The organism is Shewanella sp. 10N.286.51.B7 (assembly GCF_002873615.1).
Lineage (GTDB): Bacteria > Pseudomonadota > Gammaproteobacteria > Enterobacterales > Shewanellaceae > Shewanella > Shewanella electrodiphila.
The window spans coordinates 99,163-121,043 of sequence record NZ_MCUF01000025.1 but is presented as its reverse complement, the minus strand read 5'-3'; the positions used below and the strand labels follow the sequence as shown (position 1 = coordinate 121,043).

17 protein-coding genes are annotated in these 21,881 nt (G+C 42.4%); 12 read left to right on the top strand and 5 right to left on the bottom strand.

The genetic code is table 11. The annotated features are described in order from the left end of the window. Positions 1–259 precede the first annotated feature (259 nt). The 7 genes from BCU84_RS07620 (at position 260) to BCU84_RS07590 (ending at position 7,166) form a co-directional block, all read left to right on the top strand. Complete coding sequence (locus BCU84_RS07620) at positions 260–1,045, top strand: transporter substrate-binding domain-containing protein (RefSeq protein WP_241906387.1); 786 nt, start codon at positions 260–262, stop codon at positions 1,043–1,045. A gap of 409 nt (positions 1,046–1,454) precedes the next feature. After that, positions 1,455–3,911 carry a M1 family metallopeptidase gene (locus BCU84_RS07615; protein ID WP_102527486.1) on the top strand — a complete coding sequence of 819 codons (2,457 nt, stop codon included), beginning with the start codon at positions 1,455–1,457 and terminating at the stop codon, positions 3,909–3,911. After that, on the top strand, positions 3,911–4,423 hold the full coding sequence (locus BCU84_RS07610; RefSeq protein ID WP_102527485.1) for a DUF6702 family protein: 513 nt from the start codon (positions 3,911–3,913) through the stop codon (positions 4,421–4,423). Before BCU84_RS07615 ends, BCU84_RS07610 begins: the two co-directional genes overlap by 1 nt. A gap of 317 nt (positions 4,424–4,740) precedes the next feature. Beyond that, positions 4,741–5,472 carry a DUF1538 domain-containing protein gene (locus tag BCU84_RS07605; RefSeq protein WP_198589547.1) on the top strand — a complete coding sequence of 244 codons (732 nt, stop codon included), beginning with the start codon at positions 4,741–4,743 and terminating at the stop codon, positions 5,470–5,472. 72 nt (positions 5,473–5,544) lie between these two features. After that, the gene (locus BCU84_RS07600) at positions 5,545–6,411 is read left to right on the top strand and encodes a DUF1538 domain-containing protein (RefSeq protein ID WP_102527484.1); all 867 of its coding nucleotides are present in this window, start codon (positions 5,545–5,547) and stop codon (positions 6,409–6,411) included. A 3-nt stretch (positions 6,412–6,414) separates the two neighbouring features. Further along, positions 6,415–6,765 (top strand): P-II family nitrogen regulator, encoded by a 351-nt coding sequence (locus BCU84_RS07595; protein ID WP_102527483.1) that lies wholly within the window; start codon positions 6,415–6,417, stop codon positions 6,763–6,765. Beyond that, positions 6,762–7,166 (top strand): CBS domain-containing protein, encoded by a 405-nt coding sequence (locus BCU84_RS07590; protein ID WP_102527482.1) that lies wholly within the window; start codon positions 6,762–6,764, stop codon positions 7,164–7,166. The genes BCU84_RS07595 and BCU84_RS07590 overlap by 4 nt, the downstream gene beginning before the upstream one ends. A gap of 149 nt (positions 7,167–7,315) precedes the next feature. Here BCU84_RS07590 and rfaD read toward each other — a convergent pair whose 3' ends face one another. From rfaD to BCU84_RS07570, 4 genes are all read right to left on the bottom strand, one after another. Beyond that, on the bottom strand, positions 7,316–8,269 hold the full coding sequence (rfaD, locus tag BCU84_RS07585; protein ID WP_102527481.1) for an ADP-glyceromanno-heptose 6-epimerase: 954 nt from the start codon (positions 8,267–8,269) through the stop codon (positions 7,316–7,318). A 52-nt stretch (positions 8,270–8,321) separates the two neighbouring features. Beyond that, complete coding sequence (locus BCU84_RS07580; protein ID WP_102527480.1) at positions 8,322–9,341, bottom strand: glycosyltransferase family 9 protein; 1,020 nt, start codon at positions 9,339–9,341, stop codon at positions 8,322–8,324. A gap of 110 nt (positions 9,342–9,451) precedes the next feature. Further along, a complete protein-coding gene (locus tag BCU84_RS07575; protein ID WP_102527479.1) occupies positions 9,452–10,201 on the bottom strand; it encodes a single-stranded DNA-binding protein in 750 nt (249 codons plus the stop codon). Positions 10,202–10,322: 121 nt separating this feature from the next. Next, positions 10,323–11,690: an MFS transporter gene (locus BCU84_RS07570; protein ID WP_102527478.1), complete on the bottom strand. Its 1,368-nt coding sequence runs from the start codon at positions 11,688–11,690 to the stop codon at positions 10,323–10,325. A 341-nt stretch (positions 11,691–12,031) separates the two neighbouring features. Here BCU84_RS07570 and uvrA point away from each other — a divergent pair, with 341 nt between their 5' ends. The 4 genes from uvrA (at position 12,032) to BCU84_RS07550 (ending at position 19,349) form a co-directional block, all read left to right on the top strand. Then, entirely contained in the window at positions 12,032–14,956 is a 2,925-nt protein-coding gene (gene uvrA / locus BCU84_RS07565) for an excinuclease ABC subunit UvrA (protein WP_102527477.1), read from the top strand. 77 nt (positions 14,957–15,033) lie between these two features. Continuing rightward, complete coding sequence (locus BCU84_RS07560) at positions 15,034–16,191, top strand: M20/M25/M40 family metallo-hydrolase (RefSeq protein ID WP_102527476.1); 1,158 nt, start codon at positions 15,034–15,036, stop codon at positions 16,189–16,191. Positions 16,192–16,357: 166 nt separating this feature from the next. Then, complete coding sequence (locus BCU84_RS07555; protein ID WP_102527475.1) at positions 16,358–18,196, top strand: DEAD/DEAH box helicase; 1,839 nt, start codon at positions 16,358–16,360, stop codon at positions 18,194–18,196. A gap of 124 nt (positions 18,197–18,320) precedes the next feature. Next, on the top strand, positions 18,321–19,349 hold the full coding sequence (locus tag BCU84_RS07550; RefSeq protein ID WP_102527474.1) for a lipid A deacylase LpxR family protein: 1,029 nt from the start codon (positions 18,321–18,323) through the stop codon (positions 19,347–19,349). A 146-nt stretch (positions 19,350–19,495) separates the two neighbouring features. Here BCU84_RS07550 and BCU84_RS07545 read toward each other — a convergent pair whose 3' ends face one another. After that, positions 19,496–20,437: a DMT family transporter gene (locus tag BCU84_RS07545; RefSeq protein ID WP_241906384.1), complete on the bottom strand. Its 942-nt coding sequence runs from the start codon at positions 20,435–20,437 to the stop codon at positions 19,496–19,498. A gap of 242 nt (positions 20,438–20,679) precedes the next feature. On the opposite strand from BCU84_RS07545, the gene BCU84_RS07540 reads away from it, so the two are divergent. Further along, positions 20,680–21,783, top strand: coding sequence for a phosphoribosylaminoimidazolesuccinocarboxamide synthase (locus tag BCU84_RS07540; RefSeq protein WP_102527472.1), 1,104 nt, complete (start codon positions 20,680–20,682; stop codon positions 21,781–21,783). The last annotated feature ends 98 nt before the right edge of the window (positions 21,784–21,881 follow it).

Below are 21,881 nucleotides of genomic sequence, written 5' to 3'. Positions count from 1 at the left end.
TATTTAAAAACAGTTAGCCGCATTTACAGGCAATAATGAATAAATAACATCAGGAACCCTGTCGTTTTAAGATACTATATCTAAGCTTATATTTAACGCGTTTAGCGTTAAAACAAAATAGCTAACCTATTGAATCAATCAGGCTTGAGCGCTTAATGTCATGATTAGAGTCATACTCTAAATATGAAATAAACACTCAAGATGTTCAATTTATTAGCTACTAACGGTCAAACCAACCGGAATTGATATCATTGTGAAAATGACTCTAAAAACAGATTTAGCCAAGATACTCAAATACTGCATAGGCCTTATGCTATTTGCCAGTAGCTCTTTTTCAACTTCGCTATCTGCCAAACCTCTGTTAATCGCCTCTGATATCTGGTGCCCTTATGTCTGCGAAGCTCAAACAGGCTATGTTACTGAACTGACTCAACGCGCCTTTGCTGAAATGGATCAACCAGTACACTTTATCGCAGTGCCATTTAATCGCGCCTTAAAAGAAGTCCAGCAAGCTAATGTTGATGCAATTCTAGCTGTGACACCTGATCATGTCGCTCAATTTGATTTACTGACTGATGACCTGATTATTGGCTATGCCAGTAAAGATTTTTACACGACGAATAGCTTTGCGTGGCAGTTTAATCAAATTGAAGATTTAGATACTGTACAGGTAGGCATAATACGCGGCTATGATTATGGCGAACGACTTAATGCCAAAATCGCAAATTCGAATCGTTTTTATATTGCCTCAGGTAACCAGCCGTTAACCATGAATCTCAAACGACTCATCAAAGGTCGCTTCCATGTCATGATTGGTAATAAGATTGTGATTGAACAAACCGCAAAAAAAATAAACCTTGATGATCAAATTCGTTATGCAGGAAGCTTTGGTGAACCTATTCCGCTTTATGTTGGCTTTAATCAAGGTAATACAAAAGCAGCTAAAATGTTTGCTGACGGGCTGAAAAAATTGAAGCAAACAGGCGAGTTCCAGCAGATTCTAGACAAGTACAACATTGAAATGAGTGACGATTCAACCTTTTAACTTCCCATTTGGCTTTATGACAAATAAAGCCACTCGCGCCATATCAGTCTCCTAATCACCCCATAATAAAACAGGCTATCTAAGCTCATGTTTATATAGCATTAGTAAAAAATTGATATCTTATCACTATCATTTTTTATTTAGCTTTCACTGATATTAACAACCTATTTAGCAGGACTCATCCAAATAAGTTACAAAATGTGTACTTTTAACACATTTGTTATGGCTGAGTGTACAATCACGCATTGGCTTTACAAAGCCCCAACATTACCCATGTATTAATAGTCTTTCATTGAAGATAAATGTCACGATAAACCCCATCGTACACTGCTATTTTTCCTGTCGCGTTATTAAAATTATAAGCATGTGGCACTGATGATATGTATCAAGTGACCACTTCGGAGCCAGCATGAAATCTTACCCTAAGGCTATCGCGCTAGTATTAGGCCTATTGTATTTACCTTGGGTAAATGCCTCGCCGATAGAACAAACCAAAGGCGACTTTGAAGATAAGTTTCGCCAATTAGAAGAAAGTCACCCTACCCCAAATGACTACCGTAACGCCGCTGGCGAGCCAGGTAAAGATTACTGGCAGCAGCAGGTTGATTACAAAATAAATGTGAAACTGGATGAAACTCAACGCCGTATTGTGGGCAGCGAAACCATTACTTATCACAACAACTCACCTTATACCCTCAAGTACTTATGGATCCAGCTCGAGCAAAACCGCTTCAGTTCTGACTCAGTTGCCGAACGCAGTAGTAGTTTTTCAGGCCTAGGTAATAACGCCAGTGCTTCAGCTAAAGCGCAAGACAAAGCGCCAGCTAAAATTAATTTATCGACTTTACGCCGTCAGCAGTTTATGGACGATGTAGAGCTGGGTTACCAGTTATCTAACATCACAGATGCTAAAGGCAAAGCGCTAAAATATGTGATTAATGGCGCGCAAATGCGAGTCGATTTAACTAAGCCACTGAAACCAAATCAAACCACTAAAGTGAACATTGATTTTGCCTTTAATATCTTAGAAGAAGACGCCGTAGGCGCTCGTTCAGGTTATGAACACTTCCCTGATGATAAACGCGAAGGCGGTAATGATATTTTCTTGCTGGCTCAATGGTTCCCGCGAGTATCGTCTTATTCAGATTACGAAGCTTGGCATAATAAAGAATTTTTAGGCCGTGGTGAATTTACCCTAGAATTTGGTAATTACGACGTCAAGATGACAGTGCCAACTGACCATATCGTCACTGCGACTGGCGTATTACAAAATCCTAAAAAGGTGCTGACTAAAACTCAGCGAAACCGTTTAGAAGATGCCAAAGATGCTAAGAGACCAGTATTTATTGTCTCTGCCGATGAAGCCTTAAAGAACGAATCAAGCACCCAATCAGGCCAAAAAACCTGGCATTTTAAAGCTGAAAACGTGCGTGACTTTGCCTGGGCATCTTCGCGTAAATTCATTTGGGATGCCAAAGGCTATCAACAAGGTGGCGACACTATGCCTGAAGTCATGGCGATGTCGTTTTACCCTAAAGAAGGCGGTGAGTTATGGGAAAAATACTCAACTGAGTCTGTCATCCATACCATGGAAGTCTACTCGCGTTTTACGTTTGATTATCCTTACCCAACGGCCATTAGCGTCAATGGCCCAGTTGGCGGCATGGAATACCCGATGATTAGCTTTAATGGTCCCCGCACCATTTGGCATGAAGACGGCACTCGAAGCTATACCTTATCTGAAAAACAATTCCTCATTGGCGTAGTGATCCATGAAGTGGGTCATAACTACTTCCCAATGATTGTGAACTCAGATGAACGTCAATGGGCTTGGATGGATGAAGGTTTAAACAGCTTTTTAGATGGCGTAGCCAGTAAAGAGTGGGATCCTGATTTAGCCTGGGGACGTGAGCCAAGCGACATCATCGAATACATGAAGTCTAATGTGCAAGTGCCTATCATGACCCAATCTGATAGCATCTTAAAGTACGGTCCGAATGCCTATACTAAGCCTGCTGCAGCGCTTAATATTTTACGTGAAGTGGTGTTAGGTCGTGAGCTTTTTGACTTCGCCTTCCAAGAATACTCTCGCCGCTGGGAAAATAAACGTCCAACCCCTTATGACTTTTTCCGTACGATGGAAGAAGCATCAGGTGTTGATTTAGATTGGTTTTTCCGTGGCTGGTTTTACACCACAGATCATGTTGATATCAGCATAGATAAAGTTTACCAATTGCGTTTAGATACCCAAGATCCTGATATTGATTTTGACCGTTTACGCCAAGAAAATGCCGATAAACCAACATCTTTATTTGTTGCAAATAATCAACAAGCAGGGATGAAACCTTGGGTTGATTTAAATGGCGACTTAGCCGATTTTCATGATAAAAACGATCGTTTTACGGTGACCAATAAAGAGCGAAATAAGTACCAGTCAACACTTGCGAAGTTAAAGCCCTGGGAACGTAAAGCACTCGCTAGAGCACTAGAAGAAGATAAAAACTATTACGTCATGAACTTCTCAAATCTTGGCGGCCTGGTGATGCCAATATTACTTGAGATGACCTATGATGATGGCAGTACTGAAAAGCTGACATTGCCTGCAGAGATTTGGCGACGCTCTCCTCATGCAGTGAGCAAGCTGATTGTCACTGAAAAATCACAGCAATTGGTGTCAGTTGAAATCGATCCAAGCTGGGAAACCGCTGATGTAGATATTGAAAATAACCATTATCCACGTCGTATTATTCCGTCGCGAATTGAAGCTTATAAAAGCGAGAAACGTAAAGGTAAGCATCGACGCGACATCATGCATGAGATCAATACCGAGATAAAAGAACCTGAAGCCAAGGAGTATAAAAAATAATGTCACGAGCAATTATCGCAATCAGCTTGTTATTCATTGCCGTTTTTAGCTTCAGCACTAACACTTGGGCGCATCAGCAAAAAGAAAGTTATAGCAATGTGCTGTTTAATGAACGCACAGGTAATTTAGAAGTGCAGCATCGGTTTTATTTACACGATGCTGAGCACGCGGCAAAGCGCCTATTTGATAGTAATACTGATTTAATCAAAGAGCCTGTTAGTCGTGATGCTTTTGCTTATTATGTGCAGGACAAGTTTCATATTGCCGATGATAAGCAGCAAACTATCAAGCTAAATTTGGTTGGTACTGAAGTCGAAGGTAAGTATTTATGGGTGTACCAAGAAACTCAGATAAACCATCAAACGATGAGTAGTTTTTACATCAAGATGGAAAGCTTACAGGAGCTTTGGCCAAGTCAACTTAACTACATTAATGTAGAACGAGAAAAACAAGTGAAGTCATTAAGGCTAAGTGCTGGTGATGCTTGGCAGCACCTGTCACTCGATAAGTAGTCATGTAAGCCATTGCTTCAGAGTGGGACTCATTTTTGACTTAACATTGTGTATTTTAAAAAAGACCTTCGGGTCTTTTTTTTGATTTATTTATCTCCTCTCCCTTCTTCACTCTTGCCTAGCGCACATTTATTTTCACAATTTGATCTAGCTCAAAAACACCGTAACTTTTGTTAATCTTTTGTTGTTTTACTGTATCAGGTTGGCACACTGGATAGTGTAATAAGTAAATAATTGCTGCGATGACCGTTTAACTTCGACAGAAAAACTTAAGCTAAGCAATTGTCATATAAGTATTAATATTCACAGGAGGTGGAATGGGCGGATTAGTAAAGTTATTACAATCTATGCTCGGCAGTTTTCGAGATTTAGTCCCCATCATTTTGGTGGTGAGTTTTTTTGAGATTTTTATCCTTCAACAAGCACCTGCTAACCTCTTTTCCATCCTCGTCGGCGTTGTCTTTATCGTCTTAGGTTTAACCTTTTTTGTTTTCGGCTTAGAAATGGGCTTATTCCCTATTGGTGAGTCATTAGCCCATGCCCTTGCCCGCAAAGGCAGTACATTCTGGTTGGTTATTTTTTCATTTGCTTTGGGGTTTGGTACCACATTAGCTGAACCCGCGTTAACGGCGGTGGCCGCTGAAGCTGCAGAAGTCGCTGCAGAAGGCGGTGCCATAGCCTTCACAGAACAAGCTATGGACAGTTATGCCATGGGACTGCGCCTAACTGTTGCTGTCTCGGTTGGTCTGGCCATATTGCTCGGGGTTATCCGTATCGTAAAAGGCTGGCCGATTCATTATTTGATCATTGGCGGTTATGTCATCGTGATGATCCTCACCAGTTTCGCCCCAGAAAGTATCATTGGTATTGCTTATGACTCTGGCGGAGTAACCACCTCGACCATTACAGTGCCATTAGTCACAGCGTTAGGTGTTGGGTTAGCCACAGTGATTAAAGGTCGTAATCCGATGTTAGATGGTTTTGGGTTAATAGCCTTTGCCAGTCTTACACCGGTAATTTTCGTATTGCTGTACGGCATGGTGCTATGAATATGGCTGAAAAACATATGAATCATAAGGGTTTTTTCACTCATTCTACAAGTATCTCAATGGGGGGGAGCAATGATCTGGCTTAGTCAGTTATTCGACACTTTATTGCTCACCATGCGTGATGTTGTCCCTATTGCGACCATTTTATTTGGTTTTCAATTGGGCGTACTTAAACGACCGATAGCCAATTGGAAAACCGTGGTTCTGGGATTTGTGTATGTCATCCTAGGTTTGAGTTTTTTCCTGGTCGGCCTAGAGTTAGCGCTGTTTCCTATTGGCGAGAACCTCGCTAATCAGCTCACATCGCCAAGTATCTTGCACCCTGACGGTTCAGCTGGGCCTTACTTGTGGCAGGACTACTTTTGGGTTTATGTATTTGCTGCGGCTATAGGTTTTAGTACCACAATCGCTGAACCCTCTTTAATTGCCGTCGCGATTAAGGCCAATGAAGTCTCCGGCGGCACTATAAGCACCCAAGGTTTGCGCATTTCGGTCGCTATTGGGGTTGCATTTGGTATTTCGCTCGGCTGTTTTCGCATTGTGGTTGGCGATCCTATTCATTACTACATTATGGCGGGTTATGTGGTGGTGGTGATCCAAACTTTCTTTGCACCTAAGTCCATTATTCCTCTTGCCTATGATTCTGGCGGTGTGACCACATCAACGGTCACTGTCCCGTTAGTTGCTGCGTTAGGCTTAGGGTTAGCCTCCAATGTAGAAGGCAGAAATCCATTAATTGATGGCTTTGGCCTCATCGCTTTTGCCAGTTTATTTCCCATTATTGCTGTCATGAGCTATGCACAAATCGTCGCTTGGCTCGATAAGCGCAGAGATAAATTGGCTGACGATGCCACTGAAACCGTCACAGTAGAAGAACAAACAACAACCAATCAAGCTTCTATAGCAGATATAGAAACTAATCGATCCGTTAAGGAGTAATTCATGCGATTTAAGCTCATTATCGCGTTTGTCGACGACATCACAACTGACAATATACTTGATGCCGCAAGAGAAGCTGGCGCGACTGGCGCTACCGTTATTAACCACGCTAGAGGTGAAGGGCTTAAGAAAAAGAAAACCTTCATGGGCTTGGGATTAGATGTTCAGCGCGATGTCATTTTGTGGTTAGTTGAAGAGCATATGAGTCGCCATATTTTAGAAACAATCTGTGAAGTCGGCGGTTTTAATACCAACCCAGGCCAAGGTATCGCGATTCAAATTGATGTTGAAGACGCCGTCGGTGTGGCGCACCAAGTCGAGAAACTCACTAATGATATTAAGGATCAGATATGAAGCCGTCGACCCCGATTAAAAACCGTGATGTATTAATGAATCAATATGCCATGATTGACGGCATGCTGACTATCAGTGAAGCCATTGCTATCGCCGTGGAGAAAAAGGTATCGATTTTAGTGGTGAATAAACGTCATGAGCATGATGAATATGGCATGTTACTTTTAAGTGATATTGCCAGAAAAGTGCTCGCAACTAATAAGTCTCCTGAGCGAGTTAACGTTTATGAAATTATGATAAAACCAGTAATGTCAGTGGATGCTGAAATGGATATTCGTTACACCGCTAGGCTATTTGATCAATTTCAAATTAATAAAGCACCCGTAGTGGAGCATGCCAATATCATTGGTTTTGTCACTTACGATGACATCGTATTAAAAGGCATGGTCACAAGCGCTTAATGCTTAATGATGAGTGATGAGTGATGAGCGATTAGCGATTAGCGATTAGCGCTAACTATTACATTCACACTGGCCATAAAAAAGCCTTGAAGCAATGACTTCAAGGCTTTATTTTTTATTAAGAACCAGCCTTAATATTCAGTCAAATATTACTGACCAATAAAGTGTTGGTCTTTCAGCCAATCCAAATATTCAGGCACCGCTTGCTCAACCGTTTTAAATACATGATCGCACCCTACAGAGCGCAGCTGAGTTAAATCAGCTTGGGTATAACTTTGGTATGCACCCTTCAATTTATCGGGGAAAGGAATATATTCAATTTCACCTTTACCATGATAGTTAACCACAGCATTAGCAACGTCATTAAAGCTTTGGGCTTGGCCTGTTCCACAATTAAAGATCCCTGATACTGACTTGTTTTGCCATAACCATAAGTTCACTTTAACCACGTCTTCAACAAACACAAAATCACGTAACTGCTGACCATCTGCATAGCCATCAACACCGGCAAATAAGCGACAGACACCATTCGCTTTGATTTGGTTATTAAAGTGGAAGGCAACACTCGCCATGCCGCCTTTATGCTGCTCTCTAGGACCATAAACGTTAAAGTAACGTAGGCCTGCAACCTGTGCATTGGTGTCTTGCTGTCTGACATATTGATCAAACAAGAACTTAGAGTAAGCATAAACATTTAGCGGCTTTTCAACTTCACGCTGCTCAACAAATTTTTCACTGCCACCATAAACAGACGCTGATGATGCATAAATAAATTGCACATCATTTGCTTGGCTATAATGCAGTAATACTTTTGAGTATTCATAGTTGTTTTGCATCATAAACTTGCCATCCCACTCAGTGGTCGATGAACAAGCTCCTTGATGGAAAATAACTTCTAATTTACCGTCAAATTCGCCGGCTTTAATGCTGGCTAAAAAGGCATCTTTATCTAAATAGTCAGCAATTTCGCAATCTGCTAAGTTAAACATCTGTGTGCCGTCAGATAAATCATCTACTGCGATAATATCTGTACGACCTAATTCGTTTAATGACTTAACTAAATTACTACCAATAAAACCTGCAGCACCTGTTACAACTATCATAAGAATAATTCCGTTATTGTGTTTAACTCATTTGCAGCCAATTTAGGAGAGCTTACTCGCTAATATCGTCTGCATAAAATGTATTTAAAAACTGCGCAGTCTCTGCCGCCGCTATATCAAAATTAACTAACGCCATATTTCGGCCGGTTTTCTTACCGATTGGCGGTGTGAATGCTAAGCGACGTGCATCAGCCGAGAGTGACTGCCAACGTACTTCTGGGGCAGAGCGTCTACCAGCATAAAACCCAACTGTAGGGACATTATGCAGCCCTGCAAGGTGCAATGGTCCAGTAGAGCCTGCAATAAACATATCCGCTGCAACCAAAGACTCGGCAAATTCAGCCAAACTGGATAATGGCTTGGCCATTACGACTTTAATATTACTCGCTACGAGTAAATCATGCATCTGCTGTGCAAGACGTTCCTCTTCACCGCTATAGGTTAAAACAAAACGACAATTCAGTTTAGTCTGTTTATCAATATCAATCAGCATGCGAGCAAAGCTGTCTACAGGTACACCACCTGAGGAGCCGCCTGTGCCTGGGTGAGCAAAAATTAACTTCTCATCACTTTGCTGATGATAATATTGCTGCCATTTCGGTTTTTGTTGCTGCACATTCCATAAAGGTCTAGTCACTTCGGGAATATCGTAACCGTTTTGCGCTAAAAAAGACTCCACCAACATACATGCACCACGCCAGCAACCTTCACCTTTTTTGTATTGGTGATCCGCGCGATGCTTATAAAGGTACTGATACCAATTATGTTTTGGTGCTAACACAAATGGAATGTTCGCTGGCTTTAAAAATTTATAACCACGAAATTCAGACAACGACACTATCGCACCATCGTATTCTCGTTCTTTAATGCGCTCGCTGATCCCTTGATCATCACCATCATCGATAATCACATGATCTACGTAGGGACAAGCTAATGCAAAAGCTTTGGTTACTGGTGAGACAAGGACTTCAATGCTGGCCTCTGGCATGGCTTTTTTCAGCAAGCTTAATGCGGGCCAACTTAACGTAAAGTCACCAATTTTATCGTAACGAAGAAAAAGCACTCTTTTCATAGCTATCTAAACCTGAGTAGTACCAAACAAAAGCAGTATAAATAAAAAATCCCTGCAATACAGGGATTAATTAGCTGAGCAAAATAACTGATTGCTAGATTTAGCGTGAATTAGAACGGGATATCGTCATCCCAATCTCCACCTAAATCAGGCGTAGTATTTTGTGGTTGTGGCGTTGGCGCTGGGCGCTGGGCTGGCGCAGATTGCTGCTGGAAGCCACCTTGCTGTTGCGCAGGTTGTTGGAATCCACCTTGCTGCTGTTGTGCTGGCGCTGGGCGCTGTGCTGGAGCAGACTGCTGCTGGAAACCACTTTGTTGTTGCGCTGGCGCTTGTGGCTTAGGCGTATAAGCAGGCTTTTGAGCAGCTTGTTGCTGAGCTGGCTGTTGCTGAGCTGGCTGTTGGAAGCCACCTTGCGCTTGTTGCTGGCCGTAACCACCTTGCGATTGAGGTGCACTTTGCTGAGGAGCATTACCGTAGCCACCTTGACCTTGGTTCATGCCACCTTGCTGACCGCCTTGACCACGGCTATCCAGCATTTGCATTTCCATCGCGTTAATTTCTGTCTTGTAGCGATCTTGACCAGTAGTCTGATCCTGCCACTTGCTAGTTTGCAGTTTACCTTCTAAATAAACTTTAGAACCTTTTTTCAGGTATTCACCAGCTACTTCAGCTAAACGACGGTACATAACAATGTTATGCCATTCTGTACGTTCTTGCTGTTGACCTTGTTGGTCTTTCCAAGACTCACTCGTTGCCACAGTAAAGTTAGCGACGGCGTTACCATTTGGCATGTAACGAACCTCTGGGTCCTTTCCTAGGTTACCGACCAAAATTACTTTATTCACACCACGACTGGCCATTGAAATCTCCTGCGATTTACCATGTTCTAAATTTAATTACGTTCAAATTTTGTTGAATCAATTATGTCATTTTTATGCTCACTGAAGCATCAGTTGAGTCACAAAAACACGAATTTAATTCTTAGCTGACAGAGCCTAACACAGCTCGCGCTTCTCTTAAATCGAATTGATCATCTACTTTTAAATAAGCTGCTTTCTCTTCAATCACCACAATGGCTTCGGCAACCCCAGATAGTTGTGACAACTGAGTTGCCATATCTTGCGCATGATTTCTATCTTTCGCTTCAGCTTCAAGCGTATAGCTTTTAAGAAGCACAGGTTTTTCCATACCAATGGTCAATAATAACCAAACAAACATCAATGCTAATGCGACAAAAAACACCCCTGAAGCGCCAACAAGTTGATAAGCACCACCGCCTAACATACCACCGCAAAATGCACCGAGGAACTGACTGGTAGAATAAACGCCCATGGCAGAACCTTTATCCCCCATAGGGCAAAACTTAGCAATAAGGCTAGGTAACGAGGCTTCCAAATAATTAAAGCCGGTGAAAAACAGCACGACTGCGCCACTTAATACCCACAAGTTATCGGCATAAATGCCCATTGCTGCCAGTGATACCATCATAATCATCAATGATATTTGGAACATGGTTTTGGTGTTATTACGCTTAACGCCGATGATAATTAACGGCACCATTAAAAAGAAAGCGCCGATGAATGCAGGAAAATACAACATCCAATGTTTTTCTTTCACTAAACCAGCGTCAACCAAGTCTAGTGGTAAAGCTACAAACACCGCAGTTAAGACTAAATGCAGAATAAAGATACCCGCATCAAGACGGAACAATTGTGGATCCATCAACATGCGTTTTAGTTTGGTTGGCGTCGCGACAGTATCGCCCTTAGGCGCTTGTGATACAGGGTTCGGCACCAACACTTGTACAATAACCATGCCCAATACAGCTAAAATCGCGGTTAAAAAGAACAAGCCTTCAAGACCTGCATATTGCGCGACAATTGGCCCGGCTAATAACGACAGCGCAAATGAAAAACCAATACACATTCCGATAATCGCCATCACTTTAGTGCGCTGCTCATCACGAGTTAAGTCAGCAGCCAAAGCTAAAACAGCAGCGGCAATGGCGCCCATTCCTTGTAATGCACGCCCAAACACCACACCGTAAATATGATCAGACATGGCGGCGACAATACTGCCGATAGCAAAAATGACTAAGCCGCCCAGAATAATCGGTTTACGGCCATATTTATCAGACAACATACCCATTGGGATCTGTAAACAGGCTTGTGTTAATCCGTAAGCACCAATGGCTATACCAACCCATAATGGCGAGAATCCTTCCAAGTGTTGGCCGTAAAGCGCAAACACGGGCATGATCATAAACAAGCCCATCATGCGTAAGCCGAATACACTAGCTAACGAAAATGCGACCTTTTTCTCAATGCCGGAGAGTCCATTTTTGGCCATTCAGTTGCCCTTAATTTTGTATCTGTAAAAAATTTTGAGTTGCGCATATTATCACAGCGTCCTAATTTAGCTCAAAAGGAATAATGAACCAAGGTACAACTGTTTATCGTATTTGCTAATGAAGTTAAACAAACAGGTTATAATGTGTCTTACATCGCAGTTCATTAATATTCGACTTTAGCTAACAAAACAACCAAATGAACTAACAATTTAGCACTGTACAATACTGTATGAAATACTGTATAAATACAGAGTAAAATCTAATCACAAATCAAATGCCTTAACTTGTTTGCCAAGATATTCAGCTTTATCGGTGAGCGAGTACAACATCAGAGTGAAGAATGGATACCATTGAAATTCGTGGTGCACGAACCCACAACTTAAAAAACTTTGACCTTAAAATTCCACGGGACAAACTGATTGTCATTACGGGATTGTCAGGTTCAGGCAAATCATCATTAGCCTTCGACACTTTATATGCTGAAGGACAACGTCGATATGTTGAATCACTATCTGCTTATGCACGTCAATTTTTAAGTTTGATGGAAAAGCCAGATGTCGACCATATTGAAGGCTTAAGCCCTGCGATTTCAATTGAGCAAAAATCCACTTCACATAACCCACGTTCAACCGTGGGCACCATCACTGAAATTTATGATTATCTGCGTTTACTGTTTGCCCGCGTTGGTGAACCTCGATGCCCGACTCACGGCCAACCATTAGCGGCACAAACCGTCAGCCAGATGGTGGATAAGGTGCTCGAGCTACCAGAAGGTAGTCGGCAGATGTTATTAGCCCCAGTGGTTAAAGCCCGTAAAGGTGAACACGTAAAGTTACTAGAAAGCCTAGCCGCACAAGGCTATGTCCGTGCACGTATTGATGGTGATGTATGTGACTTGTCCGATCCGCCAACCCTAGATTTACATGTCAAACACACCATCGAAGTGGTCGTCGACAGATTCAAAGTGCGTGATGATCTTAAACAACGTTTAGCTGAGTCATTCGAAACCACACTAGAAATGTCTGGCGGTATTGCTGTTGTTGCTGACATGGCAGGCGAAGCTGAAGAGATTGTATTCTCTGCTAATTTTGCTTGTCCCCATTGTGGCTACTCTATGGCTGAACTTGAGCCACGTATTTTCTCGTTCAACAATCCTGCCGGTGCCTGTCAAACTTGTGATGGATTAGGTGTACAACAGTACTTTGATGCTGACCGCGTGATCACTAATGGCGAGTTATCGCTAGCTGGCGGCGCTATTCGTGGCTGGGACAAGCGTAATTTCTATTATTTCCAAATGCTCAGCTCATTGGCTGAACATTATAAGTTTGATGTCGAAACGCCGTTTCAGCAGCTTACAGACAAAGTCCAAAAAATTGTTCTGCATGGCTCAGGCAAACAGAGCATTGCCTTTAAATACATTAACGACCGTGGTGATGTGGTTATTCGTAATCATCCCTTCGAAGGCATATTGAATAATATGGATCGCCGCTATCGTGAAACTGAAAGCAATTCAGTGCGCGATGAGCTATCTAAATTCATTAATACTCAATCGTGTAAAAGCTGTGGCGGTTCACGCCTGCGTGAAGAAGCCCGTAATGTGTTCATTGGCGATTTAACCTTACCGCAATTAACCGAATGGTCCATTGGCGAAGCATTGGGTTACTTCAAAGACATCCATTTCACTGGTCAAAAAGCGCAAATTGCAGAAAAAATTCTTAAAGAAGTGGGTGATAGACTCGGATTCTTAGTCAATGTCGGGCTTAATTATCTTAGTTTAGATCGCTCGGCAGATACCTTATCTGGTGGTGAAGCCCAACGTATCCGTTTAGCCAGTCAAATTGGTGCCGGCCTTGTTGGTGTAATGTACGTCCTTGATGAGCCGTCAATTGGCCTACATCAGCGCGATAACGAGCGTTTACTCCAAACCCTTATCCACCTACGTGATTTAGGTAACACGGTTATCGTGGTCGAGCACGATGAAGATGCGATTCGCATGGCTGATCATGTGATTGATATTGGCCCAGGTGCTGGCGTACACGGCGGAGAAGTTATTTGCTCTGGTGGCTTGAAAGATATTATTGAGTGTGAAGAGTCGATTACTGGTCAATACATTTCCGGTAAAAAACAAATCCACGTCGGTGAACAGCGCACACCAATGGATCCGAAAAAGGTTATTGAGTTATTTGGCGCTACAGGTAACAACCTCAAAAATGTCGACTTAACCATTCCGATTGGTTTATTCACCTGCGTCACTGGTGTTTCTGGTTCAGGTAAATCTACACTGATTAATGATACTTTTTATAAAATCGCTCACCGTATGCTAAATGGCGCGACAGTCGATGAACCCGCAGCCCATAAAAGCATTAAAGGTATGGAGCAATGCGACAAGGTTGTCGATATTGATCAAAGCCCAATTGGCCGTACTCCACGTTCAAACCCTGCCACTTATACAGGCATATTTACGCCAATCCGTGAGCTATTTGCTGCCACACAAGAATCTCGAAGCCGTGGTTACTTGCCAGGTCGTTTCTCGTTTAACGTTAAAGGCGGTCGCTGTGAAGCTTGTCAGGGTGATGGCTTAATTAAAGTCGAAATGCACTTTTTACCAGATGTGTATGTTCCCTGTGATTCATGTAAAGGCAAACGCTATAACCGCGAAACCTTAGATGTCAAATACAAAGGGAAAAACATTCATGAAGTGTTGCAAATGACCATTGAAGAAGCCCGCGTCTTCTTCGATCCAATCCCTGCAATCGCTCGTAAGCTGCAAACGCTTGTTGATGTTGGTTTATCTTATATTTGCTTAGGCCAAAGCGCGACGACATTATCGGGTGGTGAAGCTCAGCGAGTGAAATTATCTAAAGAATTGTCTAAGCGAGATACAGGCAAAACCTTATATATTCTCGATGAACCCACTACAGGTTTACACTTTGCCGATATCCAATTATTGCTTGATGTATTACATAGATTAAAGGCAAAAGGTAATACTATTGTGGTGATTGAACACAACTTAGATGTGATTAAAACCGCAGACTGGATTGTCGATTTAGGCCCTGAAGGTGGTTCTGGCGGCGGCATGATCCTAGTGAGTGGTACGCCTGAAGATGTTGCTCAAAATACTGAGTCGCACACGGCGCACTTCTTGAAGCCATTGTTAGAGAAGATGCCTGCGTTAACATCTGCTAAAGCTAACAAGGCACCTGCTAAAAAGGCAATTACTAACAAGGCAGCGGCTAAAAAGGTCACTAAAAAACCTGTTGCCTAACCTAGTAATAAAGAATCCGATTAAAAGATAGTGTAGTTAAGGTTAAACCTTATGGAAGACTAACCAATGGATATGAAATGGAATTTCAGTTAAAGGCGCTAATTTTAAAGGCACTAATTTTAAAGAGGCTAAGCTTAAAGGCATTAAATTTAAAGGCATTAAGTTTAAACGCACAAAGCTTAAAGCCTTTAAGCCCAAGCGTTGGCAAAAATAATGAGCTTGTTCGCCATGGACAAGCTCTACATTCTCAGTTAGTTAATCAAACGTTCTCGTCTGCAATCTCTTCATTTAATGCTCACGCTTTATCGGTTCTGTTGTTGTGTTTATTCTTATCTGGCTGTGCGTCGCAAAACTGTGGCAATTCACCCGTTAATCACTGGAGCAACCAAAGCCAGCTGCTTGAAGATATTCGCGTATTAAGTAGCCCTAAATTTGAAGGAAGAAAAACCGGGACATATGGCGCCGAGCTCAGTCGCGAGTACATTCAACAGCGCTTTACTGAGCTAAACCTCACACCATGGCAAGATGAATTTGAGGTGCCTTTTAACTACCGGTCTAATTTTTCAGATAAACAAGGCATCAACTTAATTGCGACCATAAAAGCCAGCAACAACTCCCAACGCTGGCGCGTGATTACCGCGCATTATGATCACTTAGGTAAAAAAGGAAATAAGGTGTTTGCTGGCGCTGATGACAACGCCTCAGGTGTCGCCGCGATGCTAGCAATCGCAGAGCAATGGCAACAGCAAGAGAATGACAATATCAATCTAATGATTGTCGCCACCGATGCTGAAGAACCTGGTTTATATGGTTCTTATGCACTAGTTGAGCAATTAACTTCAACACCTGATATGCAACTGGAAATGTCGTTAAATCTCGATATGATCGGCAATCCTTCTAGACCTCATGCAATTTATATAGAAGGTGAGAAAAATTTATCTGAATTTAGTCAGCTTAAAACTCAACTCCAAGACTATAATCAATTATGTATTCGGCAGAGCCGTTCAAGAATGAAAAACGGCAGCATGGTGAAGATTGATTGGCTGCGTGCTTCGGATCATTATCCGTTTCACAAAATGGGCATACCTTGGCTGTATTTAGGGGTACCGACTCATAAACAATACCATACGATTAACGATACCATTGATACGATTAATATTGGTTTTTTAGCAGCGGTCACTGAAACGGCATTTGAATTAGTCTCAGTGAATAAGCAGCAAATTGCTTTTCAATAATCAGGCCAATTTTAAAAACTTATTGAAAATATATAGTCAAACGGGTGAAAGCTTGCTATAATATCGCCCCTTTGACGCGGGAAATCGACACGGGGTTGATTTTCTGTCTGTGAAACTTTAGCGCGAATGATACAAATTTCGTGCATACCCACAAGGCTACAACTCAATGTCATCCGATGAAAGAACTTTCCGCGAACTTGGTTTATCCGAGAATTTGCTTCGTGCCCTTGACGATCTAGGTTACGAAAAACCAACTCCAATTCAATCAGCAAGTATCGACCCGCTAATGGCAGGTAAAGATATTTTAGGTCAAGCTCAAACTGGTACTGGTAAAACAGGTGCTTTCGCACTGCCTTTACTTAACAGTGTTGACCAAAAGCTGAATGCTCCTCAAATCCTAGTGCTTGCGCCAACTCGTGAACTTGCAGTTCAGGTTGCAGAAGCATTTGGTAGCTACGCTAAACACATGAAAGGCTTCCATGTACTACCTATTTATGGTGGTCAAAGCATGCATCAACAATTAAGTGCGCTACGTCGTGGCCCACAAGTAGTTGTTGGTACGCCTGGTCGTGTAATGGACCACATGCGTCGTGGCACATTAAAATTAGATTCATTAAAAGCATTAGTGCTTGATGAAGCTGATGAAATGTTAAAAATGGGCTTTATTGACGATATCGAATGGGTATTAGAACATAAGCCTGCTGACAGCCAACTTGCTCTTTTCTCTGCGACTATGCCAGAGCAAATCAAGCGCGTTGCTAACAAGCATTTATCAGATCCTGTTCACATCAGTATCTCTACGACTAACTCTACCGTTGAGTCTATTGATCAACGTTTTGTTCAAGTATCTCAACATAACAAACTTGAAGCGTTAGTACGTGTATTAGAAGTTGAAAATACTGAAGGTATTATCATCTTCGTTCGTACTCGTAACAGCTGTGTTGAATTAGCTGAGAAACTAGAAGCTCGTGGCTATGCTTCATCACCATTACACGGTGACATGAACCAACAAGCCCGTGAGCGTGCTGTTGAACAGCTTAAACGTGGCAAGTTAGATATCCTTATTGCTACTGACGTTGCGGCTCGTGGTCTTGACGTTGAGCGTATTGGCCACGTAGTAAACTACGATATCCCATATGATTCAGAAGCTTATGTTCACCGTATTGGCCGTACAGGTCGTGCTGGTCGTACAGGTATGGCAATTCTTTTCGTAACAAATCGCGAAATGCGCATGTTACGTACCATTGAGCGTGCGACTTCAAGCCGTATTTCGCCAATGAAAGTACCTAGCCCTGAAACTGTTGCTGAGCGTCGTTTATCTCGTTTAGGCGAGCAAATCCAAGAAACCATTAATGGCGACTTAGATTTCATGAAGAACGCTGTTGCAGAATTATGTCAACAACTAGAAATCGACACTGATTTACTTGCTGCTGCATTATTACAACAAGTTCAATCTGAGCGTCCTTTACAGCTTCCAGCTATTCAAGAGCGTCAACGTGATTCTCGTGACAGTGGCAGAGATCGTGACAATGGTCGTGAGCGTCCTCGTCGTGATTCACGCGGTGGCCGTCCATTGCCTACAAGCTTTGGTAGCGCAGAAGGCTTAAAAGATAAGCCTGACGTTAAGATGTGTCGTTACGTAATCGAAGTAGGTCGCGACAATGGTGTTGGTGTAGGTAACATTGTTGGCGCTATCGCTAACGAAGCTAACATCGACAGCCAATTCATTGGTCAGATTCAATTATTTGACCAAGTCACTTCAATTGACTTACCAGACGGTATGCCAAAAGATGTGCTGACTCACTTACGTAAAGTACGTGTATGTGGCAAGCCACTTAACATCCGCGAAGCGGGTGATACGCCTTTCCCTGAGCAAAGCGACCGTCCACGTCGTCCACGTAATGACCGCCCTCGTGGTGATCGTCCTCGTGGTGACCGTAATGATCGTCCACGCGGTGACCGTCCACGCGGCGATCGTCCACGTAAGCCACGTGATAGCGAGTAATTGATCACAGTATCAACAATCTGTTGAACTGAAAGCGTATAAAAATGGAGCCTAGGCTCCATTTTTTTATGCCTATTGCTATACTCTGTACTCGTTGATACTTATTGATACAGTTCACTCTTCTATGCTAACAACCGCAAGCAAACTCACGTTTTACTTCCTCTGCTTTTTATCGCTAATTAGCCAGTCTACTTTAGCGAATGAATCTAATAACGATTGGGTCCAATTTACGTTTGAGAATGATGCCTTTGGTTTAATTGATACCAGTGACAACGGTTACAGTAATGGTCTTGATTGGAGCTGGGGAAAAGCGGTCGTAAATGATTATGACGATATAGACTTACCAGGGTGGCTAGAAACGCTTTATGGTTGGAGCTATTTAAATCAGGGTAGCAATAGGCAGTATCAGGTTAGCTACAGCGTCTCTCAGCGGATGTATACGCCTGATGATTTACAAGTCGATACCTTAATCGAAGCCGACAGGCCCTACGCTGGCACCCTGCTTTGGCAATCGAACTTACGTAGTTATGCTGATGGCATTGGCGACAATTTAAGCATCACTTTAGGTGTCGTGGGTCCAGCCTCTTTAGCAGAGCAAACTCAGAAACAAGTGCATAAAATTATCGATGCTAAAGAGCCCTTAGGTTGGGATAACCAACTCAGTAATGAAGCCGTTTTTCGTATTCAAGCACAGCGACTCTATCAGTGGGCATATACACCAATTTCAGAGAATGTGGAATTTGATAGTGTCCTACATGGTGATGCTTCTATAGGTAATTTGATGAGCCATGCGGGTGCAGGTTTAACTTTCCGTATTGGTAATATTCTTAATCAGAGCTATGCCTATATCGCGCCAGCAGCCTCAAGAAGTAATAATGGCTATATCGTCAAAAGTGCTGACCGATTGAGTTGGCAATTCTTTGTGACCTTTTATGGCCGCTATGTATTAAATGACATCACCATTGATGGCAACACGTTTAAAGATAGCCATTCTGTAGAGCTGACCCATGAACAAGCCATGCTCAATATGGGATTTATGCTCAACTGGAAAGACTGGGGGCTAGTTTTTTCAACCATTCGAGGCACTGAGCAATATAACAATCAACCCAGTACCGCCAACTTTGCAGCTGTCAGCATTAGCTATCGTTTCTAGGGCGTGTTGCTGTTTCAAGGTTATTTGGGCAGCGAATTTTGCTTAGATGCTAGGCGGCAATTCATTCGCCGCGCTTAATCCGTTTTTATCTCAAACAAAAACTCACCAGTAAAGATCAACACGACCTCATCATACTTTGACGACTTTTATTCTTGATGCTTATACGCACGTTTGTTTTGATATACAGGCCAAATTTGTACCGCAAACACTGAACCAATTATCAATCCGATACCCAATAATGACCAGCCATCAAGAATATCTGCGCTAAACACTTGTGGCCACCAGCCTACTTTCACCACAATCGCATTGGCAATAAAGCTCAACACTGGGGTTAATGCGAGCATCGCACTGACCTGAGCCGTTGGCCAATACTTCATTGCCTGCCCAAAACAGCCATAAGCAATTAAGGTATTTGCCGCGCAAAAGCACACGATAATCCAGTCGTTAGTATTCATCAGCTCGAAATGCTCAAATTGACTAAAAGGAGCCATGAGCGCAATGCCTAAACCATAAATGAATAACAGCACATTATTGGGTGATAGCTTAGTAATTAATGACTTTTGTAGCAGCGCATAACTTGTCCAAGATAAGACTGAAAATTGCACTATTAGCACGCCAAAACCTATCTGACTGGTGTTGCTCGCCGACGTATCTAAGCTTGGGTGGAAAAATAATAGCACTCCAAAAGCTAAGGTCGCGAAGCAACTAAGCTGCACAGCAGTTAAGCGTTCTTTAAAGAATAAGGCGCCACCAAATGCCAGATAAAATGGTGCCGTTTGAAAGTTAAGCTGAGCGGTTCCTGGTGACAAATTATCCAGTGAATACACAAAAGATGTGTAATTACACATGAGTAAAATACCCGCAGCCGACAATCGTAGCCAATCGCCTTGAGTTAATCCTATAAATTGTCTTAATGCCCCAAACCGCCACTGCAATAACAGCGTCACCACAAACGCCACTAAGAATCGAAACCAAGTTAGTGTAACAGGATCGATAAAACCACCCGATAGCTTTAAGGCTATGGGTAATATCCCCCAAAAAATCACGGCAACAGAAACAAAAATGAATCCTATACGAGTATGGCTCACTAGATTGAAAACCTCGATTTTAATGGCTTTAATTTGGCAACATATTGCCTGATTGTTGCAGACTAATAAACCCATTAAACGTTTAAATATCAGGCTCAGTATTCGCTGTACAGGATTAAGAGTTTAGCCACCTGATAAGCATGGAAATCTCACTTAATACAGGTAAAATAGCCGCCATAAAATTGCTATATCCTTTGTCACCAAGGGTAGCCCCTACACCTAACTTCTAAGGAACACTGGTCATGAGTCTTGCTGATTCAGTTCTTGCCATTAATAATGATTTGCCTATCCGTACCGATAAACCGGTACATAGCGGTAAAGTCCGCAGTGTTTATTGGCTCACAGAGGCTGATAGCAGCCGCCTGATCCGCGATAAAGGCTACAATGTCCCAGCTGATACGCCGTTAGCTATCATGGTGATCAGTGACCGCATTTCCGCTTTCGATTGCATTTTCCATGGTGAAGGCAATTTGCAGGGTATTCCTGGAAAAGGCGCGGCGCTAAATGCCATCTCCAATCATTGGTTTAAACTGTTTGCAGAAAATGGTTTAGCTGATAGCCATATCTTAGATATTCCGCATCCATTTGTTTGGATTGTTCAAAAAGCACGTCCAATTAAAGTCGAAGCCATTTGTCGTCAATACATTACTGGTTCAATGTGGCGAGCTTACGCAAAAGGTGAACGTGAGTTTTGCGGCATCACTTTGCCAGAAGGCCTTGAGAAAGATCAAAAATTACCTGAATTACTCATTACTCCTTCGACCAAAGGGATCTTAACCGGTATTCCTGGTGTTCCAGAGCAAGATGACGTTAATATCAGCCGCAGTGATATAGAAGCCAATGTTGAAGCATTTGGTTTCGAGAAAGCCTCGGACATCGACTTATATGAAAAGCTGCTTAAAGAAGGTTTTAAGGTTATTTCCGACGCATTAAGTGGCCACGACCAAATGTTTGTCGATACCAAATTTGAATTTGGCTATGTCGATGACAAAGATGGTAACTCAAAGCTGATATACATGGATGAAGTCGGTACTCCTGACTCTTCACGTATTTGGGATGGCGCAGCCTACCGTGATGGCAAAATTGTTGAAAACTCCAAAGAAGGTTTCCGCCAATTCTTACTCAATCATTTTGACGATGCCGACATCTTATTAAATAAAGACAGAATGCCTGAACGTGAAGCACTAGCACGTGATAATGACTTACCCCTTGAAGCGATGATGAATGTGTCGCGCACTTATACGGGCGTTGCAGAAAAGGTCACAGGCAGCAGCATTAACCTTCCTGAAAACCCGAAAGAAGATATCATTAAAGTCCTGCGTGAAAACTACGATTTAATAGATTAAATGACCGTAAGGCTTACAAGACACCTAATAGCTTTGTTATTAGGTGTTTTTAATTGTGTTCAAGAAAGTATATTGCCATTTAAACCCAATATCGTTAC